This window comes from Nocardiopsis sp. iso_25, from assembly GCF_056173305.1.
Window position 1 is genome coordinate 2008056 of the sequence record NZ_CM149667.1, and the last position, 13589, is coordinate 2021644.

At 72.3% G+C, this 13589-nt stretch carries 12 protein-coding genes; all 12 read left to right on the forward strand.

Features of this window, described 5'->3' with window-relative positions; all coding sequences use genetic code 11:
- Window positions 1-268: 268 nt before the first annotated feature.
- Window positions 269-1264, forward strand: coding sequence for a GNAT family N-acetyltransferase (locus tag AC0VX6_RS08740; RefSeq protein ID WP_013152018.1), 996 nt, complete (start codon window positions 269-271; stop codon window positions 1262-1264).
- A gap of 834 nt (window positions 1265-2098) precedes the next feature.
- Window positions 2099-3007, forward strand: a complete 909-nt coding sequence (locus tag AC0VX6_RS08745; protein ID WP_475468047.1) for a hydroxymethylglutaryl-CoA lyase — start codon at window positions 2099-2101, stop codon at window positions 3005-3007.
- Window positions 3008-3247: 240 nt separating this feature from the next.
- Window positions 3248-4888, forward strand: a complete 1641-nt coding sequence (locus AC0VX6_RS08750; protein ID WP_274976978.1) for a CTP synthase — start codon at window positions 3248-3250, stop codon at window positions 4886-4888.
- Window positions 4889-4936: 48 nt separating this feature from the next.
- Window positions 4937-5599, forward strand: coding sequence for an NUDIX domain-containing protein (locus AC0VX6_RS08755; protein ID WP_274976979.1), 663 nt, complete (start codon window positions 4937-4939; stop codon window positions 5597-5599).
- A 3-nt stretch (window positions 5600-5602) separates the two neighbouring features.
- On the forward strand, window positions 5603-6589 hold the full coding sequence (locus AC0VX6_RS08760; RefSeq protein WP_475468049.1) for a site-specific tyrosine recombinase XerD: 987 nt from the start codon (window positions 5603-5605) through the stop codon (window positions 6587-6589).
- 250 nt (window positions 6590-6839) lie between these two features.
- The gene (locus tag AC0VX6_RS08765; RefSeq protein ID WP_274976981.1) at window positions 6840-7793 is read left to right on the forward strand and encodes a ParA family protein; all 954 of its coding nucleotides are present in this window, start codon (window positions 6840-6842) and stop codon (window positions 7791-7793) included.
- Complete coding sequence (locus AC0VX6_RS08770) at window positions 7790-8182, forward strand: hypothetical protein (protein ID WP_475468050.1); 393 nt, start codon at window positions 7790-7792, stop codon at window positions 8180-8182. Before AC0VX6_RS08765 ends, AC0VX6_RS08770 begins: the two co-directional genes overlap by 4 nt.
- A gap of 122 nt (window positions 8183-8304) precedes the next feature.
- Window positions 8305-9180 carry a segregation and condensation protein A gene (locus AC0VX6_RS08775; RefSeq protein ID WP_274976983.1) on the forward strand — a complete coding sequence of 292 codons (876 nt, stop codon included), beginning with the start codon at window positions 8305-8307 and terminating at the stop codon, window positions 9178-9180.
- On the forward strand, window positions 9177-9848 hold the full coding sequence (gene scpB / locus AC0VX6_RS08780; protein WP_475468051.1) for an SMC-Scp complex subunit ScpB: 672 nt from the start codon (window positions 9177-9179) through the stop codon (window positions 9846-9848). The genes AC0VX6_RS08775 and scpB overlap by 4 nt, the downstream gene beginning before the upstream one ends.
- Window positions 9835-11856, forward strand: a complete 2022-nt coding sequence (locus AC0VX6_RS08785) for a pseudouridine synthase (RefSeq protein WP_475468052.1) — start codon at window positions 9835-9837, stop codon at window positions 11854-11856. Before scpB ends, AC0VX6_RS08785 begins: the two co-directional genes overlap by 14 nt.
- Before the next feature lie 99 nt (window positions 11857-11955).
- Window positions 11956-12318, forward strand: a complete 363-nt coding sequence (gene aroH / locus AC0VX6_RS08790; RefSeq protein ID WP_013152028.1) for a chorismate mutase — start codon at window positions 11956-11958, stop codon at window positions 12316-12318.
- Between the two features lie 70 nt (window positions 12319-12388).
- Window positions 12389-13552 (forward strand): prephenate dehydrogenase, encoded by a 1164-nt coding sequence (locus AC0VX6_RS08795; protein WP_475468053.1) that lies wholly within the window; start codon window positions 12389-12391, stop codon window positions 13550-13552.
- The last annotated feature ends 37 nt before the right edge of the window (window positions 13553-13589 follow it).

Genomic DNA, 13589 nt, shown 5'->3' on the forward strand with positions numbered 1-13589 from the left:
CGTTACGGTGGTGCGCGTCCGTGCGCGCGCGGGGAAGCGGCACGGGACGCCGGGGCCGAGCGGGCGTGGCGACGCGCAGTGAATTCTTGGTTGCAGTTGGCTGTTTCGTCCTCCTGATCGGTTCTGAGGCGGTACGGTCGTTTCGTTCCGCCCGCGGTGTGGCCTGCCCCGCCGGGGCGGCACGACGGCCCAGGGGCGGTGCACGCGCCCTGCCGGAGCCGTTCCGAGGGCGCGCGTTCGACGTGAGGACCCGCTAGGGGAGGGGTGGATGAGCGGTTATGTCGCACGGGTGCGGCATGATGAGTCGCCCGGAGGCGACGTCGGCCTGGACCCGTTGGTGAGTTCGGCCGCCCAGCGCTGGGCGGCCGTGGATTCGCTGTTGCCCGAACCGGTCAACTTCGCTCCGGGCTCCTATCCCCTCCTGACCGTCAGCGACGAGGACGGCCGTGCCGTCGCCGCCGGGACCATGCACTACACCTGGTACCAGCCGGGCGAGGTCGGCCGGATATGGGGCGTGCCCGACCAGCACTGGCTCACCCCCATCGTGGGCGGGCCCGACCCCGGCCGCGCTCTGGACTCGCTGCTGACCAGCTGGCGCGACCAGCTGGAGGACCTGCCGACCGGCACCGGTTCGGAGTCGGCGGCCCTGGTGAGCTGGCCCGCCCGCGACGTGTGCGGCATCATCCCGCTCCAGCGCCACGGCCTGCAGCCCTACACCGTGCTGGCCGCCCGCCAGCGCCGCCGCGGCGTGCCCCCGTCGCTGCCGCCGCGCGACGTGACCATCCGGCTGGCCGACCGGAGTGACCTGACCCAGGTGGTCGGTCTGCTCATGGAGGAACACCGCTACGAGCAGCACTTCGGCGGGGTGTTCCTGCAACCCGACACCGCCGAGCAGACCCGTGAGGTGGCCGCCCGGGCGCTGAACCGCTCCCGGTCCTGGATCTGGCTGGCAGAACGGCGCGGTCGCGCCGTGGGCCTGCTGTGGGTCTCCCCGCCCGAGCGTTCGCGCTGGGCCAAGTCGCTGGTCAACGCGCGCCCGATCGCGCACATCGGCTACGGGGTGGTGACCGCCGCGGAGCGCGGCAGCGGGATCGGCACGGCGCTGGTGGGGCAGGCGCACCAGGCGCTGGACAGCCACGGCGTGGGCGTCTCGGTGCTCAACTACGCGGCGATGAACCCGCTGTCGGGGCCGTTCTGGCACCGCATGGGGTACCGCCCGGTGTGGACGACCTGGGAGGTCCGCCCCGCGCTCGCCCTGCGCTGAGGTCGCTCGCCCTGCGCTGAGGTGGAGGGGAGCGAAGGGGCGTGGGGTGTGGGGCGTGGGGTCGGTAATTGAGAAGACGCGGGGCTGAGGGGCATGGGGTTGCGGGGTTCTGGACCCTCGGCTGCGGGGGTTGGGCGTGCACGGTCGCGCTGACCTCAGCCAACGGGGATTGGGTGTGCGCGGTCGCGCTGACCCCGGCTGCGGGGGTTGGGCGTGCACCCCTTCGGCCTGCGCCCCGGGGTTTGGTCTGTGGTGACGGGAGGGTGGTCACCTGATCCGTGACTACCTGCCTGTGGTTGAGCTGCAACCCCCCCTCTGCTCCAGGTCGCGCGTAACGCGTGCCTTTCACCCCCTGTCTTCTGGAGGGCGGATACGTGCGCGTTCGTACCACCCCCAGCGGCCGGGGTCTGGGAAGAGTGGACGGTGACGGCGTGGGGTGGTGGCTGAGCCGCTTATCACGCACTTCGCGGGCGTGCTGTCGACCGCGGCACTGGAGGACCGGGGCGAAGCACGCGATGCGCTCACCCCCAGGGCAACCGATGTGCGCATCGCGTGGTCCCCAGCACTGGAGAAGACCCCTTGGGTCTGAACGGGGAGCCTGGGACCCACGGCCACCCCCCACACCCCTACCCGGCACTGGTGTTTTCCGTTTGTACCCCGCCGTGTCTGAGGAGGGCAGCACCGAACACGTTCAACCACCAGACGGCTGAACTTCAAACCCCCACGGGCTGGCCACATTCTTGGCCTCCACCGGCTGGCCCCCTGGTGCGGGGCCGCCGGTGGGTGCTCCACTACCCTTGCGCTGACGCAACGGCGCGTGGAAGGGGACGGACGATGGCCACCGAGGGTGCGGAGCACGTCGAGATCGTCGAGGTGGGGCCGCGCGACGGCCTCCAGAACGAGGCGAGGACTCTTTCGGTCGAGGACCGCGTCGAGCTGATCGACCGCGCGGTGGCCGCCGGGGTGCGCCGGATCGAGGCGGTCAGCTTCGTCAATCCCAGGCGCGTTCCCCAGATGGCCGGGGCCGAGGAGGTCATGGCGGGCGTCACGCGTGCGCCGGGGGTCTCCCACATCGGGCTGGTCCTCAACCGGCGCGGCCTGGACCGCGCGGTGGCCGCGCGGGTGTCGGAGGTCAACGTCGCGGTGCCGGTCACTGACGGGTTCTGCGTCCGCAACCAGGGGTGCACCGTCGAGGAGATGCTCGGTGTCCTGACCGATATCGACGCCGCGCTGGAGGGCACGGGCATTCCGCTGAGCGTGACCGTCTCCACCGCGTTCGGCTGTCCCTTCGACGGCGAGGTGGCGCCTGAGCGCGTGGTGGAGGTGGTCCGCCGCATCGCCGACACGGGTGCTGTGGAGATCGCCCTGGCCGACACGATCGGTGTGGGTGTGCCCCGCCAGGTGAGGGAACTCGTGGCCGCCGTCGGCGAGGTCGCGGACGGGCGCGCGCTGCGTTGTCACTTCCACAACACCCGCAACACCGGTTACGCGAACGCGCTCGCGGCCGTGGACGCGGGCGTGCGGGTGCTCGACTCCAGCCTGGGCGGCTTCGGCGGCTGTCCCTTCGCCCCCGACGCCACCGGCAACATCGCCACCGAGGACCTGCTGTACGCCCTGCACCGAAGCGGCCTGCACACCGGGATCAGCCTCTCCGGGGCCGCCGACCTGGGCGAGTGGATGGGCCTGCGCCTGGACAAGCAGCCGCCCGCCTACCTGGGCCGCGCCGGGGCGTTCCCGGCCTGACCGTGTGTGGTTTTCGTCGCCCGGCTGCGCTCCGAACCGCTGCGGGCAAGGCGATCACGCTGGTGACGGGAGGGAATCCGGGCGTCCCCGGGTGTGGACAGCCGGGGTGCCTGTTATCCTGGTGCCCCGTGGAGTCCGGCGGCCGGAGCGACGAAACCAACCGCCCGCAACCGGACCGCCGCACGGCCGCTCAGCCCGATCCGAGCCCGCCGTAGCCACTCAACCCACGGGAGCACCACTTTGGCATCCGCCGCGAGTACCAAGCACCTTTTCGTTACCGGCGGCGTCGCCTCCAGTCTCGGTAAAGGCCTGACCGCTTCCAGCCTGGGACGACTTCTGAAGTCGCGCGGCCTGCGGGTCACCATGCAAAAGCTCGACCCCTACCTCAACGTCGACCCGGGGACGATGAACCCCTTCCAGCACGGCGAGGTCTTCGTCACCGACGACGGCGCCGAGACCGACCTGGACGTCGGCCACTACGAGCGCTTCCTGGACACCGAGCTGTCCGCCACGGCCAACGTCACCACCGGCCAGATCTACTCCAGCGTCATCGCCAAGGAGCGCCAGGGCGCCTACCTCGGCGACACCGTGCAGGTCATCCCGCACATCACCAACGAGATCAAGGCGCGCATCTACGCGATGGACGCCCCCGACGTCGACATCGTCATCACCGAGATCGGCGGCACGGTCGGCGACATCGAGTCGCAGCCCTTCCTGGAGGCGGTCCGCCAGATCCGCCACGAGATCGGCCGGGACAACTGCTTCTTCCTGCACGTGTCCCTCATCCCCTTCCTCGGCCCGTCCGGCGAGATGAAGACCAAGCCCACCCAGCACTCCGTGGCCGCCCTGCGCAGCATCGGCATCCAGCCCGACGCCATCGTGTGCCGCTCGGACCGCCCCATCACGCAGAGCCTGAAGTCCAAGATCAGCCTCATGTGCGACGTGGACGAGGCCGGGGTGGTCTCCACCCCCGACGCCCCCTCGATCTACGACATCCCCAAGGTCCTGCACCGCGAGGGCCTGGACGCCTACGTCGTGCGCCGCCTGGGCATGCCCTTCCGGGACGTGGACTGGACCGAGTGGGACGAACTGCTGCGCCGCGTGCACCAGCCCGACCACGAGGTCACCATCGCCCTGGTCGGCAAGTACATCGACCTGCCCGACGCCTACCTGTCGGTCAGCGAGGCGCTGCGCGCGGGCGGTTTCGCCACCGACACCCGCGTCAACATCCGCTGGGTGGCCAGCGACAACTGCGCCAGCCCCTCCGGCGCCGCCTCGGAGCTGGACGGCGCGGACGGCATCCTCATCCCCGGCGGCTTCGGCGTGCGCGGCATCGAGGGCAAGATCGGCGCCATCCGCTACGCGCGTGAGAACGGCGTGCCGCTGCTGGGCATCTGCCTGGGCCTGCAGGCCGTCGTCATCGAGTACGCCCGCGACGTGCTCGGGCTGGAGGGCGCCAACAGCACCGAGTTCGACGACAAGGCCGCCGACCCGGTCATCGCCACCATGGCCGACCAGACCGACGTCGTCGCCGGACAGCGCGACATGGGCGGCACCATGCGCCTTGGCATGTACCCGGCCGCGCTGGGCGAGGGCACCGTGGTGCGCGAGCTCTACGAAGGCAGCGCCGAGGCCTCCGAGCGGCACCGCCACCGCTTCGAGGTCAACAACGCCTACCGCCCGAAGCTGGAGGAGGCGGGTCTGGTGTTCTCCGGGCTCTCCCCGGATGGCAAGCTGGTGGAGTACGTCGAACTGCCCCGGGACGCCCACCCGTTCTTCGTCGCGACGCAGGCGCACCCGGAGCTGCGTTCCCGCCCGACCAAGGCCAACCCGCTCTTCCGCGGACTGGTCTCGGCGGCCCTGGAGTACCACAACTCCTGATCCGAGGGGCCGGGCGGGGCACGAGTGAGTCCTGAGAGGCGAGAACCCATGCCCAGTGACACCCACCCGGCCCTTCCCACGGGGGCGGACGCGAAGGTCGCGGACGCCCCCGAGTCGTGGCCGGTGGAGCGGTCCGAGGAACGCTTCCGCAGCGTCAAGTGCGGCATGCGTACGGACTGGGTGCGCATGGTCGGCAGCGACGGCGAGGGCACGACCGTGGCCGCCCGCGACTACATGGAGCACCCCGGCGCCGCCGCGGCCCTGGCCCTGGACGCCGACGGCCGGGTGCTGCTCCAGCGCCAGTACCGCCACGCCACCCGGCACACCCTGTGGGAGCTGCCCGCCGGGCTCATCGACGAGGAGGGCGAGGGGCCGCTGCGCACCGCCCAGCGCGAACTCGTCGAGGAGGCGGGGCTGCGCGCCGGGCTCTGGCACGAGCTGGCCGAGTTCTTCCCCTCGCCCGGGTTCTCCGACGAGCGCATCCACGTGTACCTGGCCCGGGACCTGTCGGTGGTGCCGCCCGAGGAGATCGGCTTCGAACGCGAGCACGAGGAGGCCGACCTGGTCGCCGAGTGGGTGCCCCTGGACGAGGCGGTCGCCCTGGTGATGGCGGGCAGGCTGCACAACGGCGCCACCGTCATCGGCGTACTGGCCGCCCAGGCCGCCGCCGCGGACGGGTTCGCCTCCCTGCGCGAGCCGGCGGAGGACTGACCCGTGGCCGACCGGGCGGGCGAGGAGCGGGACCCGCTGGCGCGGGTGTGCGCCGCCTTCCTGGACCACCTCAGCGCTGAGCGCGCCCTGGCCGACAACACCCTCGCGGCCTACCGGCGCGACCTGCGGCGCTACCGTGCGTATCTGGCCGAGCACGGCGTCCTCTCGCCCGACCGGGTGGGCCCCGCCCAGGTGGGCGACTTCCTGCGGGCCCTGCGCGAGGGCGACGCCGACCACCCGCCGCTCGGCGCCGCCTCGGCCGGGCGGGCCCTGGCCGCCGTGCGCGGCCTGCACCAATTCGCGGCCCGGGAGGGCTGGGCCACCACGGACCCGGCCGCCGACGTCTCCCCGCCCGCGCCGCCGATGCGCCTGCCCAAGGCGGTGCCGCTGGCGTCGGTGGAGCGCCTCCTGGACGCCGCCGGACCGGCCGGGGCCCCGGCCTCCGGCGACCGCGCCGGGCTGCTGGCCCTGCGCGACCGGGCGCTGCTGGAGGTGCTCTACGGCACGGGCGCGCGCGTCTCCGAGGCGGTGGGGCTGGACGTGGACGACGTCGCCGACGCGGTGGAGGGCGACGACGCCGTGGGCCTGGTGCGCTTTCGCGGCAAGGGCGGCAGGGAGCGCGTGGTGCCGCTGGGCTCCCACGCCCGCCGCGCGCTCTCGGGCTACCTGGTGCGGGCCCGGCCGGGCCTGGCCGCCTCCGGCCGGGGCGGTCCGGCGCTGTTCCTCAACGCGCGCGGGGGCAGGCTCACCCGCCAGGGCGGCTGGGGGATCCTGGCGGCGGTGGCCGAGCGCGCCGGGGTCGAGGGCGTCTCACCGCACACCCTGCGCCACTCCTTCGCCACCCACCTGCTCGACGGCGGGGCCGACATCCGGGTCGTCCAGGAGCTGTTGGGACACAGTTCGGTCACCACCACGCAGATCTACACGCTGGTGACGGTCGAGCACCTGCGCGAGGTCTACGCGTCGAGTCACCCCAGGGCACGCCGCTGAGCGGGGACGCCGCCACGGGGGGTCCGCGCGCGGTGCGAAGCGGAACAACCCGGTTGGAGGCTCCGATTTCCCCCAGGGGCGCAGGCGTGGGATTCTACCCGTACGTTTTGTTGATGTGCGTCGTGTCGGCGTTCTAGAGTCGCCGCGCGGAGGTACGTTGCTGTCGACATATTGAGTTTCCGACGGCGGCCAGGGACAGGGGCGCGCGGCATCCCTAGCCGTGGCCGATCCGTAGGGGAGGTCAAGGGTTGTGAACTGGGACAACGAGGCTGCGAACACCGCACCTGTCGGCGAGGGGGAGCTCGCCGACCCGGTGACCAACCCGTGGGGGACGACACGCAACACGGGGGCTAACCTGCACACCTCAAGACCCGAGCGAGCCTATCCGGAGCCCGGGCCCGTAGATGAACACGGCCCGGCACGGATTGTAGCACTCTGTAACCAGAAGGGTGGGGTCGGCAAGACCACCACGACGATCAACCTCGGCGCCGCCATCGCCGAGTACGGAAGACGGGTGCTGCTGGTCGACTTCGACCCGCAGGGCGCCCTCTCCGTCGGCCTGGGCCGACTCGATCCGCGCGAACTGGACCTGACCGTCTACAACCTGCTCATGCAGCGGGACGTGACGGTCGAGGACGTCCTGCTCAAGACCGACGTCGACGGCCTGGACCTGATCCCGAGCAACATCGACCTGTCGGCCGCGGAGGTGCAGCTGGTCGGCGAGGTGGCGCGCGAGCAGATGCTCGGCCGCGCGCTGAGACCGGTCATCAACGACTACGACGTGGTCCTGATCGACTGCCAGCCCTCGCTGGGCCTGCTCACCGTCAACGCGCTCACCGCCGCGGACGGCGTCATCGTGCCGCTGGAGTGCGAGTTCTTCGCGCTGCGCGGTGTGGCTCTGCTGATGGACACCATCCAGAAGGTCCAGGAGCGGCTGAACGAGGACCTGGTCATCGACGGCTTCCTGGGCACCATGTACGACCCGCGCACGCTCCACGCGCGCGAGGTGCTGTCCACGATCATCGACGGCTTCGGGGACAAGGTCTACGGCACGGTCATCAACCGCACCGTGCGCTTCCCCGACGCCACCGTGGCGGGCGAGCCCATCACCAGGTTCGACTCGTCCTCGGCCGGGGCCAACGCCTACCGGGAGCTGGCCAAGGAGGTGCTGGCGAGGTGGCCTCTCAGCGGTCACGGCGCGTGACCCTACCCGGGGCGGACGAACTGTTCTTCCGTCCCAGCGGCACCGAGGAGGTGCCGGAAGAGACCGAACGCCAGCACAAGGCACCGGAGCAGGGCAGCAGGAGCGAGGCGCCGTCGCGCTCCGACGGCACCACCAGGGGCACGTCCGCCGTGAAGGCGGCGCGCGCGCCCAAACCGAGCGGGCGCCAACGCCACGACGAGAAGATCACCGTCTACATCTCCGGGCCCGAACTGCTGGCACTGGAACAGACCCGGCTCTCGCTGCGCGCCGAGCACGGGCTGTCCGCCGACAGGGGCCGTCTCGTCCGCGAGGCCGTCGCCGTGCTGCTGGCGGACTTCGAGGAGCACGGACCGGCCAGCATGCTGGTACGCAGGCTGACCGAGGACTGAGGGCACGCGCACCGGTACCGGAGGGGGTGCCGGTGCGACGACGGAGGTGCCACGGGTGTCACCGGCGGGTTCTGGCCGGTGACACCCTTGTCTCATGAGGAAGACGACGCGGGGCCGGTGCCATGGGGGCTGAGGGAACGTCGGCGGACACCGTCGCGGAGGTGGACGACAACGCCTTCCAGGTGCACCTCGACAACTTCGAGGGGCCCTTCGACCTGCTGCTCGGGCTGATCTCCAAGCACAAGCTGGACATCACCGAGGTGTCGCTGTCCAAGGTCACCGACGAGTTCATCGCGCACATCCGGGCGCACGGCGACGACTGGGACCTGGACCAGGCCAGCAACTTCCTGCTGGTCGCGGCGACCCTGCTGGACCTGAAGGCGGCGCGCCTGCTGCCGCGCGGCGACGTCGAGGACGAGGCCGACCTGGCCCTGCTGGAGGCCCGCGACCTGCTGTTCGCCCGGCTGCTCCAGTACCGCGCCTACAAGGAGGTCGCCTCGTTCATGCGGGCGCGGCTGGCCGCGCAGGGGCGCCGTTACGCGCGCGCCGTCCCGCTGGAGGAGCGCTTCGCCGGGCTGCGGCCGGACGTGCTGTTCAAACTGGGCCCCCAGGAGTTCGCGGCCCTGGCGGGGATGGTCTTCACGCCCAAGGAGCCGCCCAGCGTCCCGGTCACCCACATCCACCAGGCCAAGACGTCGGTCAAGGAACAGGGCGAGCTGATGGTCGCGGAGCTGCGCGAGCACGGGCGGTTGACCTTCGCCCAGCTCACGGCGGCCTGCACCGGTACCTTCGAGGTCATCGCCCGCTTCCTCGCCCTGCTGGAGCTGTACCGGGCCGCCAACGTGGGCTTCGACCAGCCCGAACCTCTGGGGGAGCTGCTCGTCTCCTGGACCGGCGGCGAGGGCGAGGTCGAGCTGGAGAGCGAGTACGACGAGGCCGACGGCGCCGGTGACACCGGCGGTGGGAGCGGGCCGGGGGAGACGGAGGAGCGCGCATGAGCGTCCGGGACACGGCGCAGGATCCGACAGCGGAGGGCCCGGCGGCGGGGGACACGGTGGCCCGGGGGGCGGTCGGCGGTGAGTCGGCCGGAGTAGTCGTGGAGGCGGCCGGGGACGCCCCTGCCACCCTGCGCCGCGACCTGGAGGCCGTGCTGATGGTGGTGGACCAGCCGGTGTCGGAGTACGACCTGGCGCGGGCCATGGACGTGCCCGTCACGGTGGTCGTCGGGGTGCTGGAGTCGCTGTCGCGGGAATACACCGAGCAGGGCCGGGGTTTCGACCTGAGGGCGGTGGCCGAGGGGTGGCGTGTGTACACGCGGCCCGAATGCGCCGACGTCGTCGAGCACTTCCTCCGGGAGGGGCAGGAGGTGCGGCTCACCCAGGCCGCACTGGAGACGATGGCGGTGGTGGCCTACCGACAGCCGGTCTCCCGTGGCAGGGTCTCCGCCGTGCGCGGTGTCAACTGCGACGGGGTTATGCGTACCCTCGTACTGAGGGGCCTGATCGAAGAGGCCGGACACGACTCCGAGTCCGGTGCGCTGCTGTATCGGACCACCTCCTATTTCCTGGAACGGTTGGGCCTGCGAGGCCTCGACGAGCTGCCTGATCTGGCGCCGTTCCTCCCCGACGACATCGAAGGTCTAGACGACACCGGTGAGCACACCTAACAACAGTTCCCGCGGTGCGCGGGACGACGCCCCGCGCGGTGAGCGCGGCGACTACGACAAGCGCGGCGCACAGGGCCGCGGCGACAGCCGGGACCGCCGGGACGACCGTTCCCGCGGCGGTCACCGGGATGACCGCGGCCCCCGGGGCCGTGACGACCGTGACCGCGGTAGCGTCCGGGGTGACCGGGACAACCGCGGCGGGCGCGACTTCCGCGGCGGCCGCGACGGTCAGCGCGACGACCGCCGTTCCTTCGGCGGTGACCGCGACGGCCGCCGTTCCTACGGTGACCGCGACAACAGGGACAACCGCGGCGGGCGTGACTTCCGTGACGGTGGGGACCGGCGTTCCTTCTCGGGCGGTCGCGATGACCGTGACCGCGGTGGCTTCCGGAACGACCGGGGCCCGGGCGGCCGCGACGACCGCGGTGGTTTCCGGGGTGACCGGGACAACCGCGGCGGGCGCGACTTCCGCGGCGGCCGCGACGGTCAGCGCGACGACCGCCGTTCCTTCGGCGGTGACCGCGACGGCCGCCGTTCCTTCGGTGACCGCGACGGCCGCGGCGGACGTGACAGCCGTGGTCCCGGCGGTGGCCGTGACTTCCGTGACGGTGGGGACCGCCGTTCGTTCTCGGGTGGCCGGGACGACCGTGGTGGCCGCGACTTCCGGGGCGGTCGTGATGACCGTGACCGCGGCGGCTTCCGCGGCGACCGCGACAACCGCCGCTCCTTCGACAACCGTGGTGGCCGTGACGGCCAGCGGGACGACCGTCGTTCGTTCGGTGACCGTGACAACCGCGGTTCGGGCGGTCGTTTCCAGGACCGTGACAACCGTGGCGGGCGTGGTCCCGGTGGTGGCCGTGACTTCCGTGACCGCGAGGACCGCCGTTCGTTCGGTGACCGCGACAACCGCGGTTCGGGCGGCCGCTCCTACGACCGTGGCGGACGCGGCCCCGGCGGCGGCCGTGACGACCGTGACCGCGGCGGGTTCCGCGGCGACCGGGACAGCCGGGGCGGGCGTGACGACCGCCGTTCCTTCGGTGACCGCGACAACCGCGGCGGGCGCGACAGCCGTGGTCCCGGTGGCGGGCGCGACTTCCGCGACCGCGAGCCCCGTGAGGACCGCGGGGACCGTCCCGGCGGCGACCGCTCCGGCGCCAGGCGCGTCACGAGCGAGAACCAGCTCTCCAAGGCGGCACGCGAGCGGCTCAACGCCCTGCGCGCCGACTACGACCCCAAGGACGAGGACCGCGCCGACGAGGCGCGCGACACCTACACCGACGTCGAGAACGGCATCCGCCTCCAGAAGGCGCTCGCCGCGGCCGGGGTCGCCAGCCGCCGGGCCAGCGAGGAGATGATCGCGGCCGGACGCGTCAGCGTGGACGGCCAGGTAGTGCGCAGGTTCGGCGCCCGGGTCGACCCCGAGTCCTCCGAGATCCGCGTCGACGGCATGCGCGTGGTCACCGCCCCGGACAAGTTGTACTTCGCGCTCAACAAGCCGCGCGGCGTCGTCAGCACCATGTGGGACCCCGAGGGCCGCCCCACCCTGGCCGACTACACCGGTCAGACCGAGGAGCGGATCTTCCACGTCGGTCGGCTCGACACCGAGACCGAGGGCCTCATCCTGCTGACCAACGACGGCGAGCTGGCCAACCGGCTCACCCACCCGCGGTACAAGGTCGTCAAGACCTACATCGCCAAGGTGCCCGGCCCGGTTCCGCACCGCGTCGTCCGCGAGGTACAGAAGGGCGTGGAGCTGGACGACGGCCCGGTCGAGGTCGACTCCTTCCGCGTGGTCGACAACGACCCGCCCAAGTCGCTCGTCGAGATCCGGCTGCACGAGGGCCGCAAGCACATCGTGCGCCGCCTCATGGAGGCCGTCGGCCACCCGGTCGCCGACCTCGCCCGCACCCAGGTCGGCCCGATCGACCTGAACGCCCTCAAACTGGGCACGATGCGGGCGCTCACCTCGCGCGAGGTGAGTGAACTCTACGAGGCCGCGGGCCTGTAGATACAGTTGACGGCGGTCGCCTGCCCGGACACCGGGCGGCGGCCGCCGTTCCCCTTTCCCGGGCACGGCACGCTGAACGAGGACGAGGCGGGATCGAACGTGGCGGTACGGGCCATCCGCGGTGCGGTACAGGTCGACGCGGACGAACGCGAGCAGGTTCTGGAGGCCACGGCCGAACTGGTCTCGGAGGTGATGCGGCGCAACTCACTGGAGACCGACGACGTGATCAGCGTGCTGTTCACCGCCACCCCCGACCTGAACAGCGAGTTCCCCGCGCTGGCCGCGCGCAAGCTCGGCTTCTCCGACGTCCCGCTGATGTGCGCGACCGAGATCGCCGTCCCCCACGCCCTGCCGCGCGTGGTGCGCCTCATGGCGCACGTGGAGACCGACCGGCCGCGCTCGGAGCTCCAGCACGTCTACCTGCGCGGTGCCCAGGCGCTGCGGCTGGACATCGCCCAGTAACGGTCTCCGTCGGTCTCCGGGCAGGTCGTAGGCTTGGGGGTAACGGAAACACGTCGGAGGCGGGGGAACAGTGGGCGACAGCGGCGGTGTGCGCGGGGACGGGGAGCAGCTGCTCCCGGTGCGCCGGGTCACGGTGGTCGGCACGGGACTCATCGGCACGTCGGTGGCGCTCGCCCTGCGCTCGCGCGGCGTCGACGTCGCCCTCTCCGATCCCGACGCCGCTTCCCTGCGCCTGGCCTGCGACCTGGGCGCGGGGCACCCCCTTGAGGAGTCCGACGACCCGACCTCGGCCCCGGCCGACCTCGCGGTCATCGCCGCGCCGCCCGCCGTCATCCCCTCCGTGCTGCGCCGCGCCCAGGACCGGGGCCTGGCCCACGTCTACACCGACGTGGCCAGCGTGAAGGCGAGCGTGCTGGCCGAGGCCGAGCGGCTGGGCTGCGACATGGCCACGTTCGTGGCCGGGCACCCCATGGGCGGCAGGGAGAAGCAGGGCCCCGGCGCGGCGCGCGCCGACCTGTTCCTGGGCCGTTCGTGGGCGCTGTGCCCCACCGGCAAGGCCGAGGCGCAGGCCGTCGCCGTCGTCGCCGAGGTCGCCCGCATGTGCGGTGCGGACCCGCTGGTGCTGGACGCGGCGGCGCACGACCGGGCGGTGGCGCTGGTCTCGCACGCCCCCCACGTGGCCTCCTCGGCGGTGGCGGCCCGGCTGCTCTCGGGCGACGACGCCGCCCTGACCCTGGCGGGACAGGGCGTGCGCGACGTCACCCGGGTGGCGGGCGGCGACCCCGCGATGTGGTCCGAGATCCTCACGCACAACGCCGCCCCGGTCGCGGAGGTCCTGCACGCGGTGGCCGCCGACCTCGCGGCGACCGCGGACGCCCTGCGAGCGCTGGCGGATCCGCCGGGGACGGGCGAGACGTCGGACCGCGACCTCGCTCCGGTGCGCGACCTGCTGGAGCGCGGCAGGTCCGGCCAGGGCCGCATCCCCGGCAAGCACGGCACGGTACGGCTGCCCGACTACACGGTCATGCCCGTGGTCATCCCCGACGAGCCCGGTGCGCTGGGCCGCCTGTTCGCCGCGGCGGCGGAGGCCGGGGTCAACATCGAGGACGTGCGCATCGAGCACACGCCCGGCCTGCCGCTGGGTGTGGCTCAGCTGTACGTGCTGCCCGAGGCGGTGGACACGCTCGCGCGGGTGCTGGCCGCCGACGGCTGGTCGGTGCATCCGGGACTCTGAGCATCCTTCGCGGTGTTCGTGCGCTTGCGGCGGGGTT